This is a genomic window from Bacillus sp. 205(2023), from assembly GCF_037027485.1.
GTDB lineage: Bacteria > Bacillota > Bacilli > Bacillales > Bacillaceae > Bacillus > Bacillus halotolerans.
Genome location: NZ_JAXCHF010000004.1, coordinates 178145 through 199469 on the forward strand (window position 1 = coordinate 178145; position 21325 = coordinate 199469).

A 21325-nucleotide genomic window follows, 5' to 3' on the forward strand; every position below is an offset into this window, starting at 1 on the left:
CAATGAGCTCAAAAAAAGAATGGGCGCTGATCGTCTCACTTTTATTGGGGGCCATCCTGGTTCCCATTAACTCAACGATGATCGCAGTCGCGCTTTCATCTATATCACATACGTATAACGAATCCATCGCAAGCATCACTTGGGTGGTTACTGTTTATTTAATCGTCATGGCCGTCACACAGCCAATAGCCGGAAAACTCGGTGACATGTACGGCAACAAAACCATGTATTTATGGGGCGTCGGCCTGTTTCTGATTGCTTCATTAGGCTGCGCTCTATCGCCGAGCCTGTTTTTGTTAATTGTATTTCGGGCTTTGCAGGCTGTCGGCGGGGCACTGCTCACGCCAAACAGCATTGCCATTATCCGGCACGTTGTATCAGAGAAACGCCTTCCGAAAGTATTTGGCTATTTCGGGCTCGGCGCGGGTCTGGGCGCCGCTCTCGGGCCGTTTATCGGCTCTCTTTTGATTGACAGCTTCAGCTGGCATTCGATTTTTTGGGTCAACATCCCGTTTCTCGCCATTGCTTTATTTACAGCATTGACCATGTTTCCTCAATATAAAGAAAACAAATCAGAGGCGCCGCTGGATATCATCGGCTCTCTCTTGCTGGCAGGCAGCATCGTTTCGATTATCCTGCTGACGAAAAATGAGTCTTCATGGGGCTATGCATTATACAGCATATTGATACTGCTTTTTGTCCCGCTTTTTTTCAGACGGGAAAAACGCACACAGCACCCAATCATTGATTTTGCGCTGTTTAAAAGCTCAACCTTTACAAATGCCAATCTATCCGTCTTGTTAAGCAATCTAATGATGTATGCCGTCTTATTGATTATGCCGTTATTCATGACAAACCAGTTTGAGCTTAATACGTCTAACAGCGGCATGGCGCTTTCCGTCTTTTCGATATTTATGTCGGCGAGCAATTGGGCAGGCGCTCAGCTCCATCATAAATGGGGTGCGAAAAAAATCATATTTCTCTCATTTGCGATGATGGCCGGAGCCAATTTGTTATTTTTGCTCTTAAGCAGCTCCCATTCCGTTTTCTTCCTGATGATCTCTCTTATTCTCGGAGGGCTTGCATCCGGAGTCGGACTGACCAGCATGCAGGTGTCATCCCTTGCCACAGTAGAGCCCGCGATGTCCGGAGTGGCTTCCGGCATTTTCTCGACCTTCCGTTATTTCGGAAGCATTATTTCGTCAGCCTTAATTGGCCTGATTTCTGGGTATCACACGTTATTTATTATTCTCTTCGCGGTATCCATCATTGGTGTTTTTGTTTCGTTAGGCATCAAATCTGACGAAACGGCACGCATGGAACAAAATTCAGCGTAAAACAAAACAGCCCGGCGCCACACAAAATATGTGGTGCCGGGCTGTTTTTTATGATCCAGGCAAAGCAGCTGCCTCATCTTCACGGTCATCCTTCACGAACAGAATGCCCAATTCATGATGTTCTCCCTCGTAAGACGCACGCTGATCAAAGCGAATCTCACCGTTCAGACCGATAATTTCAAGCTTCACATACGCACGGTTGCGCTGGAGCGCTTCATAAAAATCAGATACGTGCTTAACGGGCACGCCGTTGACTTTCGTAATAATTTCTCCGATTTTTAATTCCAAGTCTTCAGCCGGTGTATTTGGTATAATGCCAAGCACCATTAAGCCTTGATCACGCTTGGAGAAATAAAACGGAGCTGCATTGTCGTTTACCCTTTGCTTCACGGACAGAAAAATACGTCCTAATACAGCCGCACAGACAGCTGCAACCGCAAGCGGCGTCCACAGCAAACTCGTTGCACCGAGAGCGGAGACAATAAGCCCGAGTATACAGACTCGCTTCGCTGTGATTCTTATACTGGTTTCAGGAAGGGAACCCTGCACCCTTTGGCCGAATCCGACAAAGTAGGGTATCCACAGAAAATGGAATGACCCTCCGGGGACAGAAAACACAGGCCACCAGCTGAGGTGTGATTCTAATCCATTGCCAGGTACAAGAATAAACAGCGGCAAAAGCCATATACGGTTTGCAAGCTGCTGACCGATCGGCAAACCGCGGCTGCTGACGACCAATCCCGGTGATGTTTTCACATGGGCAGAACGATATGCAACCGCTCCTTCAGCGATAACCAATAAACCCAAAAACACCGCCAGGGCCGGCCACATGACCGCAAAGCCTTGCGGAAACCGATCCAGAAAAGGTTCAGCCTGATTCACTTGCAGTCCAAAACCTATCAGCATACTCACACTGACGATATATGCAGCAGACATCCAGTTTGCGCGAAGAGTGAGCGCTGCCGCTGCAGTCATAACGGCAATAATTGCAAGCATACCGAGAGGAATAGAAATTCCGAGTACCCCTAAAACAATAGACAAAAGGATACCGGGAATTAACCCTTTTGTATATGTAAATTTCAGTTCATCATAAATGTCTGCTATTCTTGTATGAAAGGTTTTTCGCTCACGTTTGATCCTTACATATCCGAAAGCCAGACTTACAATGACAAAAAACCAGAATAGCGGGTGCAAAAAGAACAGGCCCGCACTTTTTAACAGTTCAAATCCCCATTGAACAGACACTATCTTTCACCGCCTCAAGCCAAACATATTACTCATATTCTATCAAATATTAAATGGCTTGGATATCCTCAGGAGGGTTTATCTCTCTTGCGTCATCCACAGCGTGACATTCGATAGTGAAAAATCCTTTAAATAATGGTTTACATCAACGTCCAATAACCCGCTGATCAGGTGCATCGACCTCTTTATATCTGTCAGATTGATTCCTAATCGTTTATGGTTTTTCATTAAGTAATTAAAATAATGCTTGGCACATTCTTCATTAATGTCATTGACCGATTCAACATTTGTGTAATTCACTAGGTACCTGCTAAACAGCATAAGAAGACTTAGTGCTTTTGTAGCTGAAAATGTTACGTCTTGTGTTCTGTCTTTTAATTGTTCCACTAATTCATAATATTTTTTTTCACGCACAATACTTGCCCTCTTCAATTGTGAACCCCCATTTTCTTTGTACAGATAAGCACGGGCCAGTATAAGCAGCAGTACTGGAGTGCTAACAAGCATTCTCGCTAACGTTTCTCTTTTAAATACCTGTAGTTCAGCTGCCATAAACCTGATTACTGTTCTTTTTAGAACCTTCTTATATTGTATGAAGTAAACAAAGACTAGGCAACTTGCAAAAGTTTCATTTTAAATGCATATTTTCTCGTTAGAAAGTCTCTCTCATATATTGATATCGGGTAATCTCGGTCCTTTATAAATGTTTATTTGTGAAAAATTTTTTAATATCTTGTCAAAAACTCAATTTTTATGTGACTTATGGATTATTTATTCATTAAGCACAAAGAAACAGGAGATGGAACACCATCTCCTTTAATTGACAAATAATGATTTAAGCGCCGTTTGAAGCTGCAAATCATTTTTTTCATCTGATTTTTTCATTTCAATTAAATGATTTATTTTCTCCGCGGTGCGATTGTCAATCACACCCGTTTTTGCGAGCTTGTTTTGATCCTGAAAGGCCAAAACCGCTTTTTTCATTTCTTTGCTGAAATAGCCGTCTTCCCGACCCGGATCAAAACTGAGTCCTTTCAGCAAAACCTGTGCATGTTTCACATCTTCATTGTTCATATCAGCTTTAAGAGGCTCTTTTAGCTGCAATGGACCTGCGGAGAAATAATCAGGCTGCTTTATCGCAATGGTCGGCTTAACACCCTTCTTATGAATCCAATTCCCGTTTGGCGTCAGCCACTTGTAAAGCGTCAATTTAATATTGCTGCCGTCTCCCATCGGTACAGCTTGTTGAACAGTTCCCTTTCCGAACGACGTGTCACCTACAACATCATAATGCCCCGCTTCTTTTAATGCGCCTGCAAGAATTTCAGAAGCAGAGGCGCTCCCCTTATCTGTGATGACATTGACAGGGTATGTTTTTTTATGGGTCAATGTTGAAAAATAACGTTTTCTATCTCCATTGCGTTCAGCAATCTGAATGTACGGCTGATCCTTTGTAATGAAATGCTTAAGAATCTCTTCAACACTTTGAAGATATCCTCCCGGGTTTCCTCGAACATCCAGCACGAGGCCTTCAATTCCTTTTTTCTCAAGCTTGCCCAATGCTTTTGCAAAATCCTTCGCCGTATGCTCAGAAAAAGTAGAAATGGCAATATACCCGACAGAATGCCCTTGCACTTTTTTCTCTGAAGCAAACACCGTTTCAAGCGGAATTTCAGCTCTTTTAATGCGGAATGACAATTGCTTCTTCGTCCCGGGCCGCTGAATCTTTATTGACACGCTGGAACCTTTCTTTCCTCTTATTTTTAAGACAGCGTCATTTAAATCCTTGCCCGCCATCGATTCTCCATCAATACTGATGATTTCATCATTCGGCTTCAGCCCGGCTTTTTCCGCAGGAGATTGTTTAAATGGAGATACAATAATGATTTTGCCTTCTTCCACTCCAACCTCAGCCCCGATGCCTTCGAAAGAGGAATCAAGAGAATCAGAAAATTGCTTTGCCGTCTGCTTGTCCATATAGACGGAATAAGGATCGTTTAATGTAGACAGCATCCCTTGAATGGCTCCTTCAAGCAGCTTTTCTCTATCAACCTTTTCTACATATTCATTCGAAATCAATTCATATGCTTTTTCAATTTTATCCATAGCTGCAGCCCGATCAGAGTCAGCTTGAGCCGTTGCGGCAACAGCTGCGGCTTCGGGCTTTTCGGCTTCCAGCAGGTTCATTCCCGCATATACGCCGGCGCCTCCGAACAGCATGCTCCCCGCCGCTATCACAGCGATTATTTTTTGATTCATCCTTTACTCCTCCTGTATGCCAGACTGTCTTTGCAAAACCTAGAGATAGTATATGTAAAGGATGGAGATTTCATGTAATCATAGAAGAAAAAGAAGGCAAAAGAAAAAAGCCGCCCCGCAATCGGGATGGCTTTTCTTATGTTTATACCCGCAAAAACTTGCGGATGGAAGTCAGGCTTCCCCATACTCCAATCACTGCGCCGATCGCAATTAATACAAGCGAGACTTGGAATACAAACGGATTATATGGAAGAAGAGAGACAAATGATCCTTGAACCTTCGGAACGACCCATCCGATAACATATTGATAAGTGCTCAATACAAGCGCGATCGGAATGACTGAACCGAATACGCCGAGCAGCAATCCTTCAAGGAAAAACGGCCAGCGGATAAACCAGTTCGTCGCACCAACAAGCTTCATGATTTCAATTTCTTTTCTTCTTGCAAAAATCGTAATTTTGATGGTGTTGGAAATTAAGAACATCGCCGTAAACAATAAGCCGATAATTAACGCGATTCCGATGTTGCGGGAAACGCCGACCACTTTAAACAAACGGCTGACCTCTTCTTTTCCGTAAGTAACTTTATAAACATGATCCATTTTTTCTATCTTTTTCGCGACACTTGGCGTATCATGCGGATCGGTCGTTTTCACGACAAACGCGTCATTCAGCGGGTTTTCCTGATCCTGCATCGTCAGGGATTTTCCGCTGTCTCCAAAACTGTCAACTAACTGGTCAAGCTCTTTTTCTTTAGATGAAAAAGTGACACTTTGAATGCCGTTCAGGTCTTTTATCTCGTTCTGCAGCTTGTCCTGCGCCTTCTTATCTGCAGTCAGATCAACCAATACCTTGATTTCGACTTCTTTTTCTGCATTCGTAGCCATGTTATTCAAATTCAGCATAATCACTAAAAACACGCCGACTAAAATCAGCGTAACGGTTACTGCACTAATGGATGCAAACGTCATCCATGTGTTTCTCCCGAGAGATTTAAAACTCTCACGCAAATGGCGCCCGAGAATTTTAATCATAAGAACCATACTCCCCTCTTGACTCATCACGCACAATGATACCATCTTCGATTGCAATGACACGTTTCTTAATGGTGTTTACGATTTCTTTATTATGTGTCGCCATTACGACTGTTGTTCCGCGGTTATTAATCTCCTCCAGCGTCTTCATGACTTCCCAAGACGTATCCGGATCAAGGTTTCCCGTAGGTTCATCTGCAATGACAACATCAGGGCTGTTCACAATTGATCTGGCTATAGAGACACGCTGCTGTTCCCCGCCTGAAAGCTGGTCAGGGAATTGTCTCGCTTTATGCTTCAGCTGCACCAAATCAAGCACTTCAAGCACCCGTTTTTTAATGACAGACGGCTGTTCTCCAATTACTTCAAGGGCAAAAGCCACATTCTCAAACACAGTAAGTTTCGGAAGAAGCTTGAAGTCCTGGAAAACTACACCTATTTTACGCCGCACGAAAGGAATCTCTTTTTCTTTAACCGATGCGAGATCTTTATGATTGAGTAAAATTTGCCCTTTTGTCGGCTTTTCTTCTCTGTATATCATTTTAATAAAAGTAGATTTACCCGCTCCGCTCGGTCCGACAACATAAACAAACTCTCCGGGATGAATGGTAACTGAAATCCCGTTAAGCGCCTTTACACCGTTCGGATAGGCTTTGTATACTTCTTTCATCTCTATCATGAAATCACCTAATCTTTTATATCATTTTATGTCGCACGGTCATACTCTTCGAAAGCATTCGACAGTTTATGACCCATTCATTTGTAAAAAGATGAAAAATCTGAAATTTTGATTTTGAACACACTTCATTATACGTCAAATTTAGACATAATACTATTACAGTTTCTTTTCATTCATCATGATTTCGGCATAAAAAAATCCTTGCCCGAATCGCGGCAAAGATTTTCTCATCTTACTTTTTCTCTGACAGCCATTTGGCAATTGAAGCGGCTTCCTTATCATCTACAAGCCCCTTCGGCATATTGCCCCGTCCGTTTTTAATAATGCTTTCAATTTTTTCTTCGTCGTATTTGCCCCCAACCTCTTGGAGATTAGGTCCTGACACACCTTCTAAATCCTTGCCGTGGCAGCCTACACAGCTCTGCTGATATAATTCTTCCCCTTCAGACGCAGAGGCTTCTGTTTCGCTGCCGTTGTCTGTCTTCTCTTCTTTTGCATCGTTAGAACCGCAGGCAGCCAGCAGGACAGAAATGGCAAATACAAGCATTAGTATCGATAGTTTTGATTTCATGTTGAGAAGCACAACTCCTTTACGATCTCTTCCACATTATAACCTCGTTTAAGCGCGTTTGAAACCCTCGCCCAGCACCTCGCTTGCATCTGCTACAATCACAAAAGCAGTCTCATCAATCTGTTTGACGATTTGTTTCAATTTCGTGAATTCAGTTTGGCCAACCACGCACATTAAAATCGGTCGTTCATCGTCAGTATATCCGCCGACTGCAGAAATTTTCGTAACGCCTCTGTCAATTTTTTTAAAAACAGCTTCCTTCACGGCCTGTTCCTGTTTTGTAATGATAAGCGCCATTTTAGAGCGGTTGAAGCCGACTTGGACGACATCAATAGTTTTGCTTGATACATACACCCCGAGCATGGCATACAGCCCCTGCTCTATATTAAATACGATCATCGCCGTAACAACAATCAAACCGTCAATGATCGCGAGACACGTCCCTAATGAGAGACCTGTGTACTTATGAATGATTTGAGCCGCTAATGCCGTTCCCCCGGTTGATCCTTTGCCTAAGTAAACAATGCCGATTCCAATCCCGATGCCGACGCCGCCAAAAATCGCCGCCAGAAGCTCATGATGTGTAGCAGGCTGAATGTCTCTCGTCAAAAACACGACAAGCGGCAAAAAGACAGAACCCGCGAGTGTCTTGAGTCCAAATTTACCGCCAAGCAAAATGATACCGGCAATAAATAAGGGAATATTAATGATCCACTGCACATAGGCCGCTTCAAAACCATATGACTGTAAAATGGTACTGATCCCGCTGACACCGCCTGCGGCTATTTTGTTAGGAAGCAGAAAGACATTAAAGGACACTGCTGTAATTGCTGCCCCTATCAGTATGTATACATAATCCCTTATAACCCGAAGACTTTTATTCCGTACATCCATCATTACAACCTTCCTCCGTTTCTTCCTATGCTCTCCGATAGCATTTTAATCCTTCCCTGATTAGATGTAAATAACACCCAAACACAGTGGTAATATGCTAAAGCAGCAGTGAAAGCAAGGATATGCAGGCAATAAAAAAACACACCTGTAGACACCAGGTGTGTTTCCTGCTTATGAAAGTTTAGAACGAAGGTATGCGTCAATAAACACGTCAATATCTCCGTCCATTACGGCTTGAACGTTACCCATTTCTGTATTGGTCCGATGGTCTTTTACCATGGAATACGGATGGAATACGTAAGAGCGGATTTGGCTTCCCCAGCCGATCTCTTTTTGCTCACCGCGAATTTCGTCCAGCTCGGCCTGCTGTTCTTCAATTCTGCGCTGATACAGCTTTGCCTTCAGCATTTTCATCGCTCTTTCACGGTTTTTAATTTGTGAACGTTCTGTTTGACATGTCACAACCACGTTTGTCGGCAAATGGGTAATCCGAACAGCTGAGTCTGTCGTGTTGACGTGCTGTCCGCCTGCTCCGCTTGCACGGTACGTATCAACTTTAATATCCTCCGTACGGATATCAATATCGATCTCATCGTTGAATTCAGGCATAACTTCACAAGATACGAATGAAGTGTGGCGGCGGCCTGATGAGTCAAACGGAGAAATCCGCACGAGACGATGGACGCCTTTTTCCGCCTTGATATATCCATAAGCGTTGTGCCCTTTAATCAGTAATGTGACTGACTTAATACCGGCCTCATCACCAGGAAGGTAATCGAGCGTTTCCACTTTAAAGCCGCGGCGCTCAGCCCATCTGGTGTACATTCTGAGAAGCATAGAGCCCCAATCCTGTGACTCAGTGCCGCCCGCACCCGGGTGCAGCTCCAAAATTGCGTTGTTTTTATCATACGGCTCACTGAGAAGAAGCTGAAGCTCAAACTCATTGAACTCCTTCGTTAAAGCCTTTAGCTCTTTTTCAAGCTCAAGCTGAAGATCTTGATCCGGCTCTTCTTTCAGAAGGTCATGAGTCATTTGCAGTTCTTCATGGGATTCATTCAATTTTTTATAGGAATTGACATAATCCTTTAAACCATTTGCTTCATTGATGACCGTTTGAGCTTTCTGCTGATCATTCCAGAATTCCGGATCAGCCATTTGCTCATCTAGCTCAGCAATGCGGGTCTCCTTTGATTCGAGGTCAAAGAGACCCCCTAAAGTCCGCTAAACGAGAAGCCATATTTTCGAGCTCAACTCTGATTTCTGATAATTCCATTCCATTCACCTCATTAAAAGATCCGCGGGCGCTCAAGGCGCCGCGGTCAGCAAACTTGCCCGAACGAACTATTCAGTCCGGCCGCAGCAATTTTTATATTTTTTTCCGCTTCCGCAGTGGCATGGCGCATTTCGGCCGATATCAACCACTTTACGAACCGGCGCTTTCTTTGCTTTTTTGTTTTCATCGCCTTCTTGCGGCTGATGAGCCGTGGTTTGGCCTTGTACAACCTCTTCACGCTCCAGATTATTTTCAATCTCAGCCTTCATCACAAATTTGGCAACCTCGTCCTCGATGGATTCAATCATATGCTCAAACATCGCAAAGCCTTCCATTTGATACTCACGCAGCGGATTTGTTTGCGCGTAAGCACGAAGGTGAATCCCTTGGCGAAGCTGATCCATTGCGTCGATATGATCCATCCATTTTGAATCGACGGCGCGAAGCACGATGACTTTCTCAAATTCGCGCATTTGTTCTTCGCCGAATTTTTCCTCTTTGTCATTATATTTGGTCTTGATGCGATCCATAATGAGCTCAAGCATTTCATCCGGCTCTTTGCCGAAGATGTCGCTCTTTTCAAGCGCGCCTTCGTCAAGGTAAGTCGTGTTAACAAGCTCAACAAGACCGTCAAGCTTCCACTCCTCAGGAAGCTCTTCTCTTGGTGTATAGGCCGCAATTGCCCGCTCGAGAGAAGATTTGATCATATTTTCTACGATTTCACGCAGGTTTTCAGAGTCGATGACTTCGAAACGCTGCTTATAGATAACCTCACGCTGCTGGCGAAGAACATCATCATATTGAAGAAGCTGTTTACGTGAATCGAAGTTATTTCCTTCAACGCGTTTTTGAGATGATTCAACCGCACGGGATACCATTTTGCTTTGAATCGGAGTGGAGTCATCCATACCAAAGCGGTCAAGCATTGCCATTGTCCGCTCAGCACCAAATCTTCGCATCAATTCATCTTCCATAGAAAGATAAAATTGTGTGATCCCCGGATCACCCTGACGTCCTGAACGTCCTCGCAGCTGATTGTCAATCCGGCGTGATTCATGGCGTTCCGTTCCGACAACGGCTAGTCCGCCAAGCTCTTTTACTCCTTCGCCAAGCTTAATGTCTGTTCCGCGCCCCGCCATGTTTGTCGCAATCGTCACAGCGCCCTTCTGACCGGCCTCTTCAATGATTTGCGCTTCTCGCTCATGGTTTTTGGCGTTTAATACCTGATGCGGGATACCCTTGTTTTTGAGAAGCTTTGAAATCAATTCAGACGTTTCAACCGCAACTGTACCGACAAGAACGGGCTGTCCTGTCATATATCGCTGGGCAACATCTTCAGCAACGGCCTTAAACTTTCCTTCCATTGAACGGTAAATTAAATCAGGACGGTCATCACGAACAACCGGCTGGTTTGTCGGAATCGTCACAACCTGCATGTTGTAGATGTTGCGGAATTCCTCTTCCTCTGTTTTAGCCGTACCCGTCATACCAGCCAGCTTTTCATACATCCGGAAGTAGTTTTGGAACGTAATCGTCGCCAAGGTCATGCTCTCATTTTGAATTTCAAGCCCTTCCTTCGCTTCGATCGCCTGGTGAAGCCCTTCGCTGTAGCGGCGGCCTTTCATTAAACGACCCGTGAAAGAGTCAACGATAACAACCTGACCGTCTTCTACTACGTAATCAACGTCCTTCTGCATGGCAACGTGCGCTTTTAAGGACTGGTTGATATGGTGGTTGAGCGCCACATTTTTCACATCAAACAGGTTGTCGATGCCGAACGCTTTTTCAGCCTTTGTCATTCCTTCTTCTGTGAGCTGTACACCTTTTGTTTTCACATCATACGTATAGTCTTTTTCTGCTTTTAACGTTCGTACAAAAGCATTTGCCTGTACGTACAGTTTTGTCGATTTTGCAGCTTGTCCTGAAATGATAAGCGGTGTTCTCGCTTCATCAATCAAAATAGAGTCGACTTCATCAATTACCGCAAAATGAAGCGGACGCTGCACCATTTGCTCTTTATAAAGAACCATGTTGTCTCGCAAATAGTCGAAACCGAGCTCGTTGTTTGTAGAATAAGTGATGTCAGCCGCATAAGCTTCCCGTTTTTCATCTTTGGACATTGAGTTCAAATTCAGTCCGACAGTTAAGCCGAGAAACTCGAAAATTTTCCCCATTTGCTCTGCGTCACGGCTCGCCAAGTATTCATTGACTGTCACGACGTGCACGCCTTTTCCAGATAAGGCATTTAAATAAACAGGCAGAGTAGACGTTAATGTTTTACCTTCCCCTGTTTTCATCTCCGCGATATTTCCGTCATGAAGAGCCACGCCCCCCATAAGCTGGACTTTAAACGGGAACATGCCGGTTACGCGGCGAGAAGCTTCCCGAACTACTGCGAATGCTTCAACAAGTAGATCATCAGTTGTCGCCCCTTTTTCAAGGCGCTCTTTAAATTCAATTGTTTTATGTTTCAGCGCATCATCTGAGAGATTTTCATAGTCTCCCCGAATCGCATCAATATCGTTAGCTATTTTTTCGTATCTATTCAGCGTACGTTTTGTTGGATCAAACATTTTATTTAAAATTCCAAGCATTTATAACGCTCCTCTATCATCACATGCCTGTTTGACAAGCATGTATAAATAATTTACTAGTCCATGTATACCTCTCATTATCATATCATACCTTCTCTTATTTCCAAAGAATTTGCAAATAAGAAAAAACAAAAACCTTCCGCGAAAATCACGGAAGGCTGCTCTTCATTATTCAGTCGGTTCAATCAGGCCATATTTCCCGTCATTTCTGCGGTACACGACGTTTGTAAGGTTTGTTTCCGCATTTGTGAAAACAAAGAAGTTATGGCCGAGCATATTCATTTGCAAGATCGCTTCTTCATTATCCATCGGCTTTAAATTAAAGCGCTTCTGACGGACGATTTCTAAGCTTTCATCTTCTTCTATTTCGTCCTGAACCGCAATATCTGTATCAGAGCCGAGGCCGTTTGCCACTGAAGATTTCGGAAGACCCTGCTCACGGAATTTGCGGTTTACTTTTGTTTTATGCTTACGGATTTGACGTTCCAGCTTGTTTGTAGCGAGATCAATTGCATTGTACATATCCTCGTTATGCACTTCAGACCGAAGCGCCAGATCTGTCATCGGAATCGTAACCTCAACCTTGGACTCCTTGTCATTGTAAAACTTCAAGTTGACGTTCACATCGGCATTTACACTATGCTCAAAATAACGCTCCAGCTTGCCGATCTTCTTCTCGACATGATCCTTTAACGCGGGTGTCACTTCAATATTTTCTCCTCTGATGTTATAGTTCATCAAAGAACGCCTCCCTTTTATTAAGGATATGTATCTATTTCTCCTTTACCCTTTACAATTCCTGCTGAAACGTAAACCTTTTGTGAAAATTCAGTGAACTTTGTCGAATTATGCCGTTTTATGCTGATGTTCCTATGGTTACGGGAGGTATATGTATATGCTGGCAATAAGAAAAAATACCTTACTCAAAGTCAATTGATCACAAAGGGCTCCATACATCGATGAATGGACAGCATCCATTTCCTATAGTGAATCAGAAAATGTCCTTTTAAATACTCGCAGAATTCATGAGAGGGGAATGAGAAAGAAACCAATTGATCAAATTCTGCAAAAATCTCGTCAAAAGCCTTAACGCATACTTCTGCGCACCGTGTGTTCATCACGAAAAGAAGAGTTGAATGGGTTGAATCCAAATAAAAAAAGGCTTGGATCAGATCTTGGTAGATCCGATCCCCTTCTGTTTTTGATAAATTCTGTTCCGCCTCTATCAAATAGCACAGCCCTTCCTCAATGGTAAAAAGAAGATGATAATAAGCTGATAAAAGCGTATAATCCTCAATGCTCTTCAAGGCACTCACCTATTTACGCTTGTCATAATATCTGCCGTCAATCGTGATGTTGTTATAAGGATTTAAATACGTCGTATGCATCGCACGTTTTCTTTTCACCTGCTGAAGTTCTGCTGCGATTGACTGCTTCAGTCTTTCCATTTCCTTCACAATAAGCTGATCCCATGTCAAGACAAGCTTCATCTGCTTTCGCTCTTCTTCTGAAAGCGGCAGAGATATCCCCTGAATAAGTTCAGACCGTTTAGACACAAAGTCTTCAATTTGCTTTAAAAGTTCATCGCTTTCCGGTGTATTTTGTATGTGTGACAGCATACTCTCCGTCTCAGTGTATAGTTGATCTATGTTTTTCATGCGATCCCGCCTGATCCGTGCCGGTCCTTTCGTTCACTTTGCATGGCTTGTTTCCAAGCATCGCGAAAATCTGTCACATACCCCTCAATTTCTTCCAGTATGCTCTTATCATTTTTCATATTTGCCTCTACCAGTCTTCGATACATATAATCGTACATCGCACCCATTGAACCAGAAAGCTCTATGTTGCGGTTAAGCGTACCATTTAATTCCTGAATGATATTTTGCGCTTTAATCAGATTTTCATTTTTACGTTCAATATCACTATTCTCAATGGCCTGAGATGCAAGTTTTATAAATTTCAAACAGCCATTATACAGCATAAGGGTCAGCTCCCCGGGCGTAGCGGTATTCACTGAATTTTGCTGATAAGCTGCATAAGGATTTTGGATCGCCATGTGTCATCCTCCAAATTACATTTATTGTACAAGTAGCTGTGATAAATAGGACGCTTGTTCGTTCATTTTTTGAATCGCAGAATCCATTGCACTGAATTTTTTATAATAACGGTTTTCTACTGTGTTCAATCGGTCCTGCATATCGGTGATTTCAGTACTGATGGAACGCAAATTCTTCCCAATTGAATAGTCGCTTGCTCCCATTGTTGAATTGCCGGCTTTTGCTTCAATGCTTTTCACTGTACTTCTCAGTGTGTCGCCGATACGTTTCATAATACCTTTATCACTATAGTTGCTTTCGCTCGATCCGCTCGTAAACAAATTAGCAACACTTTGCGGATCTTCTTCTATTTTTGCTTTTAGTTTATCCTCGTCTATTTCTAAATGACCCCGTTTGAGATAAGCGCTTGAAGTGGTAATGCCGAATTGTGTCAATTGATAGGATTCACCATTCGCATTTACTTGAGAATAAAAATCAGTCCGCAACTGGTTTGTCCCGGTGCTTATACTAGTATCATTTCTAAGCAAACCGCTCTTCGCTTTCTCTTCCCAGAGCTCTACTTCTTTATCAGACATTGCTTCTTTTTGCTCACTCGTCAGTGGCGTATAGTCTCTGTATTTCGTTTCTTGCAGCTTTTCATTCAGACTGTCAACCAGCTCATTATATTTATCTACAAAATCTTTAATTTTGTTATAAATACCGTCAACATCGGTAGAAACAGATGTAGTAACGGGGCCTGTTGCAGCGGTTGTATTTTTAATTGAGTAGGTTACGCCGTTAACCGTAAAGTTGTTTGTCAGCTTCTCCATTTCAAAGCCATTAATCGTGACTTTTGCATTTGTTCCTTCTTTGTAAGCAGTGAGCTTATTATTAGTATCTAATGAAAAGCCCAGCTGGCCAGACATAAAGTCTGCCGTTGCCGCGTCTGCTGCCTGGATGCTGCCTCCTGCGCCTGTCGCTTTTGAAGAAAATGCAATCGTTTCTACATACTCTGTGCCATTAAAAATTTTATCTTTAAATGCTGATACTCCTAAATCCGAGCTGTTAATCTTAGAAATAACGTTATCAATTGTATCGGCACTCGTCACACTTATATTCACTGATTTCGCTGCTGTCTCGCCAGGAGCAACCACGTTAAACGTCAAATTATAATCGCCCTGTGTGTATCCCGAATAATTGCTTGCCTTATATGTCGCAGCAGTTGCCAAGCTTGCTACTTCGACAGTAGAGGAAGAGTTCGGCGCGCTTGCACTTCCTGTAGCAGTCAGAACAGATTCATTTGAGCTTGTTACAGTTTTGCTCTGATACACACTCGGATATGTCATTGTATTTTTAGACATATAATCCTGCAATTCTTTTATTTTTGAGTTGACTTCTCGATAGCTGTCACGCTGCCATTCAAGGAGCTGCTTTTTTTGCGTTAGTTTATCAAGCGGCACTCTTTCTGTCTGCATCAGCTTTGATACTATATCATCTATATCCATACCTGACGCCAGACCTGTTATTCTCGTGACCATTTCAAACCACTCCTAATCTACTTTTTTTCATCAACAAATAACCCAAGAAATTCAGTCATAGCCGCATAAAAATCAAGCCATTGTTTGGGCGGAATCTCGCGGACAACTTCATTTGTAGAGTCTTCTATTACCTTTACATAGTATTCGTTTAGTTTTTCATGGAGCTCAAACTTCAAGTGGACTTGCGAAGGTTCCAAAAGCTTGTTCGTTTCTTCTACCATTTCAGTAAGGTCGGTATATGAAACTTGATGAACGGGAACCTGACTCTTCTCATTATCTTTTTGATTATGTATTTGAGTATCATAACGATCCCAAACAGGTTGTAACGTAGTGAGTCTTTCAATGTTCAATTGATCATCCCCTATGTCCCAATCTATCGTTTATATCGACTAAGTCGAGATAAGATTACACATATTTATGGAAAAAAACTCATCTGTTTTAGAATTCTTGTTTGGAAATACTTTTATAGGTTAGTGGAGAATCCGATTATTATATCACGAGTTATAGACAGCCAGGGGGAAGATGTGGAGTTAGAAATATAAAAAAAGACCCCGGCAAACGCCAAGGTCTTTTTCAAAATTAACGTAACAATTGAAGTACGTTTTGAGGCTGTTGGTTCGCTTGAGCAAGCATAGCTTGTGAAGCTTGAGAAAGAATGTTATTCTTTGTGAACTCGCTCATTTCTTTCGCCATGTCAACGTCACGGATACGAGACTCAGCAGCTGTCAGGTTTTCACCAGAAGCGCTTAAGTTGTTGATTGTGTGCTCTAGACGGTTTTGTACCGCACCAAGTTTAGCACGCTGAGAAGAAACTTGGTTGATCGCTTCATCAACAATTTTCAATTGATTATCGAAACCAATATCAGCTGCATCTGCTTTATTATCAGCGAATTTTGTTACATCAAGATCATTAACAGAATGGAGAGCTGCAATTGAACCATCAGCTTCTTTAATTCCAAGAGCATCAGCACCCATATCCTCAATATTTACAGAGATTTGCTGTGTAGCATTTGCTCCGATTTGGAAAACCAAGTTCTTTTGATTTGCAGGAGTAGCTGCGTCAACTTTGTAAGTGCCATCTAGCAATTTCTTACCGTTGAATTCTGTACGATTTGAAATACCATCGATTTCATCTGTTAAAGCTGAAATTTCATCTTGAATAGACTGCAAGTCAGTTGCTTTGTCCTGAGTCCCAGTGTTTCCTGCTTGAACAACTAGTTCACGAACACGTTGAAGGATAGCATGAGTTTCAGTCAATGCACCCTCAGCTGTTTGGATAAGAGAGATTCCGTCTTGAGAGTTTTTAGAAGCCATTTCAAGACCTCTGATTTGTCCTCTCATTTTTTCAGAGATCGCAAGACCTGCTGCGTCATCTCCTGCACGGTTGATACGAAGACCAGAAGAAAGCTTCTCCATGTTCTTTTGGCTAGCACCGTTGTTTGAAGACAAACGGTTTAGTGTGTTAAGTGCTGCGATATTGTGGTTAATTCTCATTGTTTTGTTCCTCCCTGAATATGTTGTTAAGGCACGTCCTTGTGCCTTGTTTTTTTGTAACTGGCGGAGTGTTTGCGTCTCCTCCCGGCTACATCATTAATATCGGATTGTCTCTGATTTTGTTAATACAAAAATAAAAAAAAATCCTCACTTTTTTTGTGAGGATAATGCGGAGATCACATCGCTGGATAACGCTGCCGCACGGTTATTTTCTTCCTGAATGGTCAAGTAAATTTCTTTCCTGTGAATATCAATATGCTTTGGGGCTTCAATTCCAATTTTCACTTGGTCACCCTCAACCGCAATCACTTTCACTTCAATATCAGCACCTATTTGAATCGCTTCGTTCATTTTTCGAGATAAAACTAGCATGATTCTCCTCCAATCGGATGCTTTGTCGTATATGGGGAGTCGTGTAAAACGACTTGCTTAGCCAGCATGTTCTTGCGATTCACAATAATAGGAGCCAATAAATTAGCAGTAGTTTTTTCGAATGGCTCTGCCATGGTCAATAATGTCATGACTTCTACGTCTTCAATATTATCGATATCCAAAAGTTCAGCAGTTGATTCATCAAGGTCAAATTCATAATTCTTAAAAAAGATAAACGGACTTACAACGATGAACGCAAGATTCTCTGAAGTGACGGACTGCAGCGCCACGAATGGAGAGTCTTCTGAAAGCGGAAGAATGACGAACTGTTTTTCTTCTAAAAAGCCCGGAATCCCGTTTTCAAAAAGAATGATTTGTTCTTCTTTTACATTCATTTGGCCATGGTATTTAGTATGAATGATCATTGTTCACGATCCTTTTCTTTTTACTTTTCGAGTGATTCTTTTAGGTTTTCTACCTCTATATTTAAATCAGGGTATTGGAGCATGTCAACCTTAACATTTCCCGGCGTATATTCAACAATCGGTTTATGCGGTTCAGCCTGAATAACAGGCTTTCGCGGCGTAATCTGAATATCAAGCTGTGACGGGGTATATTGTATTTTCACCCTTGAAAGAGAAGGAGCATAATGTTCGCCTAATTGAATTTGGTGCATCTCAGAGTTCCTCTTTGCTTGTGAAGCGATTGGGTTCCCCTTATTTTCAATTCTCATAAGCTCGTCGCCTTCTTCTGCAGTACGGGCTATCCCTTCCATTACATCCTCATGCCCTTGTTGGGCAGCTTCTTCGATTCTTTTGAATACATGCTTTCTGTCTAATTCTTCCCATGCTTGCGTTTGGTCAATCGTAAGTTTTCCAGGTGTCACCGATATTTCCATTTCCGCGCTTGGCTGTTCAATCTCCAGATCGGCTTGCGGCTGCTCCATTTTTAAGCTGGCGGGCGTCGTTGTTAAACCAATTTTCCCTTGAACACTATGCATAATCAATCTGGGAATTTGCATCACTCTACCTCCTAAACTATAAAAAAAGCGAACTCCTGAGAGCCGCTTACTTTAAAAAGTCGATCAATGTAGGCTGAACAATTTGCGCATTTACAGCTAAGGTAGCTCTATGTACACTTTGCTGGGCAATAAATTCCGTTATGACTTCTTCCAGTTCTACATCTTCATTGTCAGACAATACTTTTGTAGCTGTTTCTTCTTGAGATGCAAGTCTTGTGTTAATCAGTTCAAGACGGTTATATCTCGCTCCGAGATCAGATCGTTCTCCGCTCATACCGTCAGAAAATTGATCAATATCATCTAAAACGCTGTCTATACCGTCCAAAGAACCTGAATTAAGTGCTGTCTCAAATGAATTTAGCATTTCAAACACATTTTGTCCGCTTCCAGAAGTACCGCCAAAGGCTGCCTTCGGATCTGAGTTTACCTTTAATGACATATTATCCGATATATTGACAATAACGTCAGCCGTATCAGAAATCGTATAAGTTCCGTCACCGTTGTCTTTAACTGGAGGTGTATCTGAATTAGTGCCATTGAAGATATATCTGCCGTTCACTTGTGTATTAGCAATATTTAAGAGCTGTTCTTTTAATTGTTTTACTTCTACACCAATAGCTTGCAATTCTGCTCCACCATTTGTGTCATTCTTAGCTTGAACAGCTAACTCTCTGACCTTTGACATAATGTCAATTCCTTCAGTAATGTTTGTTTCTGTGTTTTCAAGCCAAGTAAAGGCTTGAGAAGCATTACTTTGGTATTGCTGAACTTGAGATAATTGCGTATTGTACTTTAAGCTTTTCATAGCTACTACTGGATCATCGGAAGCTTTTGAGATTTTTTTTCCGGAAGAAATCTGTGATTGAAGTTTATCCAGCTTTGAGTAGCTTGAACCGATATATCTCAATGAGTTTTGCTGAATCATCCCTTGTGTTACTCTCATTTGATCTACCTACCTTCCCCCGACACCCATGCCATTAATTACTTTATCAAGGATTTCGTCTTGTAACGTTACCATTCTTGCGGCAGCATTGTATGCGTGTTGGAATTGAATCATATTGGTCATTTCTTCATCTAAAGAAACAGCGCTCATTTGCTGACGGTTTATGTCTGCATCATTCAGCTGTGTTTCTGTATTAGACGAAAGCCGATTTGCTTCTTGCGCTTTAATTCCCAGCTCGCCAATCAGACCTGAATAGTAATCTAGCACACTTGTCTTTTTACCATTAATGGTTATATCACCTGTTAACACATTCGCTAATTTTGTTGCATTTGAATTATCGTTGGCTGCACCAGTCAGTGAGAAAGCAATATTCGCGCCGCTTGAATCTGATATGCTGGCAGCTACTTTAATCTTGCCCGCCGCTCCTTTTGCCGGTTCAGTTTCACCGCCGGTAAAATCAAAAAAGTCCCCGCCTTGTTCGCCGCTCTTGGTCAAACCATTTCGGTGCACCTCATTGAAAGTTTTCGCGAATTCAAGTGCCATATTATCGAGATCAGATAGCATGTCCGGATATATGCCCTTTTCTTCACCGCCTGCTGATACATACCCGTAAGACTCTATAAATCCTAAAAGAGATCCCTTACTGCTGAATGACTCAGCCTGTAGAGCAGTGTTTCCGATTGAAATACTTGATACTAAACCAGTTTCATTATCATAGTTGGCTGCAAGTTCTGAAACCTCGTAATTTTCACCGTCCAAAACAGTTCCCAGCGACTGTTTATTTTTATCAAGGATTTCAATTGATACGGTTCCTTCGGCAGAAGCAAGTGCATTACCGCCTGATTTGTTATAGCTGACTTTAATATCAACCATTGAGGATAATTTATCGATCAGCAAATCTCGCTGATCATATAAACCATTTGGCAGAAGCCCGACCGGCTCTACTTGAGCTATTTGCTTATTTAAACTGTTTAATTGGGAAAGCACCGAATTGACATCCAACACCGTAGTATCTAGCTCTGCTTTTAAGTTCGATTGAACATTTGCAAGTGATTCGGAAAGATAATTAAACGTTTCTGCTAGAGCTTTTCCTTTTTCAGCGACAACAGAACGCGCACTGTCTTCGTTTGTATTATTCGATAATTCCTGAAGGGAATTCCAAAACGAATTGAGTACACTGTTTAAGCCGCTGCCGTCCGTCTCATTTAAGATGCCTTCCATTTGGGAGAGAGCTTTAGCCTTCGTGTCGTAGTATCCGGCACTATTGTTTTGAAGACGGTATTGGTAGTCTAGAAAGATATCTCTTATTCTCTCAACTGACTTCCCTTGAACGCCCGTTCCCATTTGCCCCGCGGTTTTTTCTGCGTTTTTTGATACAGCAGGGAAGTAGTCAGTTGCCTCCAACGAGACTCGCTGTCTTGTATAACCGTCAGTGTTGGCATTTGCCACGTTATTTGCAGTCGTGCTTAACGCTGCCTGCTGGGCGCTTAACGCCCGCCTTGCAGTTTCAAGCCCCATAAAGGTAGATGTCATATTCTGAATTCCTTTCTGCTAAGCTTTCGAATCGAATAGTTTCATTCGGCTGTTCTTCGGAAGCTCAGCTTTAATTGATCTGCTGTAATTAAAGTTATTTTCCTTAGGAACCAGCATATCGTACGAAATAGAGATGAATTGCAGCGCATCTCTTGTCAGCTGTCTATTCAGCTTATTCACTTCTTTTAGACACCCGAGAACTTTAGTAAGAGATTCGAACAAAAGTTCAAGCTCTTCCTTTTCACGGCCTGAAGTTTTGGCGATACAAGCAGAAATAGTGTTATTTTCGCTGTATCCAAGAAAAGCGGAAGCCGCTTTAATCCGGTCATCTTCTGTCTGTTCGATTGCTTGAATATATTTTTGTTCTTTTGTCAAAATGTTAGAAAGCTCTTTTGTTTTGCCGGCTTTGAGCGCTTCCGTTTTTTCCTCAGACAGCGTGAGCAAATGCTCATGCAGAACGCAAAGTCGCTTCAATTGTTCGATAATTGGCTTTGCTGACATGG

At 42.4% G+C, this 21325-nt stretch carries 23 protein-coding genes; 1 reads left to right on the forward strand and 22 read right to left on the reverse strand.

Going from position 1 to position 21325, the window contains the following annotated elements; translation table 11 throughout:
- The first annotated feature begins 2 nt into the window (after window positions 1-2).
- The gene (locus tag WA325_RS12960; RefSeq protein WP_105954007.1) at window positions 3-1337 is read left to right on the forward strand and encodes an MFS transporter; all 1335 of its coding nucleotides are present in this window, start codon (window positions 3-5) and stop codon (window positions 1335-1337) included.
- A gap of 48 nt (window positions 1338-1385) precedes the next feature.
- Here the strand turns inward: WA325_RS12960 and WA325_RS12965 are convergent, their stop codons facing one another.
- The 22 genes from WA325_RS12965 to flgN all read right to left on the reverse strand — a co-directional run bounded on the left by WA325_RS12965 (window position 1386) and on the right by flgN (window position 21323).
- Entirely contained in the window at window positions 1386-2582 is a 1197-nt protein-coding gene (locus WA325_RS12965) for a S1C family serine protease (protein ID WP_105954008.1), read from the reverse strand.
- Window positions 2583-2660: 78 nt separating this feature from the next.
- Window positions 2661-3014, reverse strand: a complete 354-nt coding sequence (swrA, locus tag WA325_RS12970; protein WP_015251121.1) for a swarming motility protein SwrAA — start codon at window positions 3012-3014, stop codon at window positions 2661-2663.
- Window positions 3015-3398: 384 nt separating this feature from the next.
- Window positions 3399-4841, reverse strand: a complete 1443-nt coding sequence (gene ctpB / locus WA325_RS12975; protein WP_024123006.1) for a carboxy-terminal processing protease CtpB — start codon at window positions 4839-4841, stop codon at window positions 3399-3401.
- A gap of 142 nt (window positions 4842-4983) precedes the next feature.
- Window positions 4984-5874: a permease-like cell division protein FtsX gene (gene ftsX / locus WA325_RS12980; protein ID WP_024123007.1), complete on the reverse strand. Its 891-nt coding sequence runs from the start codon at window positions 5872-5874 to the stop codon at window positions 4984-4986.
- Window positions 5867-6553 (reverse strand): cell division ATP-binding protein FtsE, encoded by a 687-nt coding sequence (gene ftsE / locus WA325_RS12985; RefSeq protein WP_010332047.1) that lies wholly within the window; start codon window positions 6551-6553, stop codon window positions 5867-5869. Before ftsE ends, ftsX begins: the two co-directional genes overlap by 8 nt.
- Before the next feature lie 232 nt (window positions 6554-6785).
- Complete coding sequence (gene cccB, locus WA325_RS12990; protein WP_336183744.1) at window positions 6786-7124, reverse strand: cytochrome c551; 339 nt, start codon at window positions 7122-7124, stop codon at window positions 6786-6788.
- Window positions 7125-7172: 48 nt separating this feature from the next.
- Window positions 7173-8018: a YitT family protein gene (locus WA325_RS12995; RefSeq protein WP_024123009.1), complete on the reverse strand. Its 846-nt coding sequence runs from the start codon at window positions 8016-8018 to the stop codon at window positions 7173-7175.
- 171 nt (window positions 8019-8189) lie between these two features.
- Window positions 8190-9291, reverse strand: a protein-coding gene (gene prfB, locus WA325_RS13000) for a peptide chain release factor 2 (RefSeq protein ID WP_099043490.1) whose coding sequence is annotated in 2 segments (ribosomal slippage) — window positions 8190-9218 and window positions 9220-9291 — 1101 coding nt in all. Because the reading frame shifts where the segments join, the coding sequence is not laid out codon by codon here.
- Window positions 9292-9359: 68 nt separating this feature from the next.
- Complete coding sequence (gene secA, locus WA325_RS13005; protein WP_213418032.1) at window positions 9360-11885, reverse strand: preprotein translocase subunit SecA; 2526 nt, start codon at window positions 11883-11885, stop codon at window positions 9360-9362.
- A 168-nt stretch (window positions 11886-12053) separates the two neighbouring features.
- Window positions 12054-12623, reverse strand: coding sequence for a ribosome hibernation promotion factor (gene hpf, locus WA325_RS13010; RefSeq protein WP_044159437.1), 570 nt, complete (start codon window positions 12621-12623; stop codon window positions 12054-12056).
- Between the two features lie 191 nt (window positions 12624-12814).
- Window positions 12815-13192 carry a hypothetical protein gene (locus WA325_RS13015; protein WP_024123013.1) on the reverse strand — a complete coding sequence of 126 codons (378 nt, stop codon included), beginning with the start codon at window positions 13190-13192 and terminating at the stop codon, window positions 12815-12817.
- A gap of 9 nt (window positions 13193-13201) precedes the next feature.
- A complete protein-coding gene (locus WA325_RS13020) occupies window positions 13202-13543 on the reverse strand; it encodes a flagellar protein FliT (RefSeq protein WP_024123014.1) in 342 nt (113 codons plus the stop codon).
- A complete protein-coding gene (gene fliS / locus WA325_RS13025) occupies window positions 13540-13941 on the reverse strand; it encodes a flagellar export chaperone FliS (RefSeq protein WP_105954011.1) in 402 nt (133 codons plus the stop codon). The genes WA325_RS13020 and fliS overlap by 4 nt, the downstream gene beginning before the upstream one ends.
- A gap of 21 nt (window positions 13942-13962) precedes the next feature.
- On the reverse strand, window positions 13963-15459 hold the full coding sequence (locus WA325_RS13030) for a flagellar hook-associated protein 2 (protein WP_336183745.1): 1497 nt from the start codon (window positions 15457-15459) through the stop codon (window positions 13963-13965).
- A gap of 17 nt (window positions 15460-15476) precedes the next feature.
- Window positions 15477-15809, reverse strand: coding sequence for a flagellar protein FlaG (gene flaG / locus WA325_RS13035; protein ID WP_105954013.1), 333 nt, complete (start codon window positions 15807-15809; stop codon window positions 15477-15479).
- A 229-nt stretch (window positions 15810-16038) separates the two neighbouring features.
- Window positions 16039-16953 carry a flagellin Hag gene (hag, locus tag WA325_RS13040; RefSeq protein ID WP_103671260.1) on the reverse strand — a complete coding sequence of 305 codons (915 nt, stop codon included), beginning with the start codon at window positions 16951-16953 and terminating at the stop codon, window positions 16039-16041.
- 147 nt (window positions 16954-17100) lie between these two features.
- Complete coding sequence (csrA, locus tag WA325_RS13045; protein ID WP_059292441.1) at window positions 17101-17325, reverse strand: carbon storage regulator CsrA; 225 nt, start codon at window positions 17323-17325, stop codon at window positions 17101-17103.
- Entirely contained in the window at window positions 17319-17750 is a 432-nt protein-coding gene (fliW, locus tag WA325_RS13050; protein ID WP_024123020.1) for a flagellar assembly protein FliW, read from the reverse strand. The genes csrA and fliW overlap by 7 nt, the downstream gene beginning before the upstream one ends.
- Window positions 17751-17770: 20 nt before the next feature.
- On the reverse strand, window positions 17771-18346 hold the full coding sequence (locus tag WA325_RS13055) for a DUF6470 family protein (RefSeq protein ID WP_105954014.1): 576 nt from the start codon (window positions 18344-18346) through the stop codon (window positions 17771-17773).
- A 46-nt stretch (window positions 18347-18392) separates the two neighbouring features.
- Window positions 18393-19289, reverse strand: a complete 897-nt coding sequence (flgL, locus tag WA325_RS13060) for a flagellar hook-associated protein FlgL (protein WP_105954015.1) — start codon at window positions 19287-19289, stop codon at window positions 18393-18395.
- A gap of 9 nt (window positions 19290-19298) precedes the next feature.
- On the reverse strand, window positions 19299-20822 hold the full coding sequence (gene flgK, locus WA325_RS13065) for a flagellar hook-associated protein FlgK (RefSeq protein WP_105954016.1): 1524 nt from the start codon (window positions 20820-20822) through the stop codon (window positions 19299-19301).
- A gap of 18 nt (window positions 20823-20840) precedes the next feature.
- Window positions 20841-21323: a flagellar protein FlgN gene (gene flgN, locus WA325_RS13070; protein WP_105954017.1), complete on the reverse strand. Its 483-nt coding sequence runs from the start codon at window positions 21321-21323 to the stop codon at window positions 20841-20843.
- Window positions 21324-21325 lie beyond the last annotated feature (2 nt).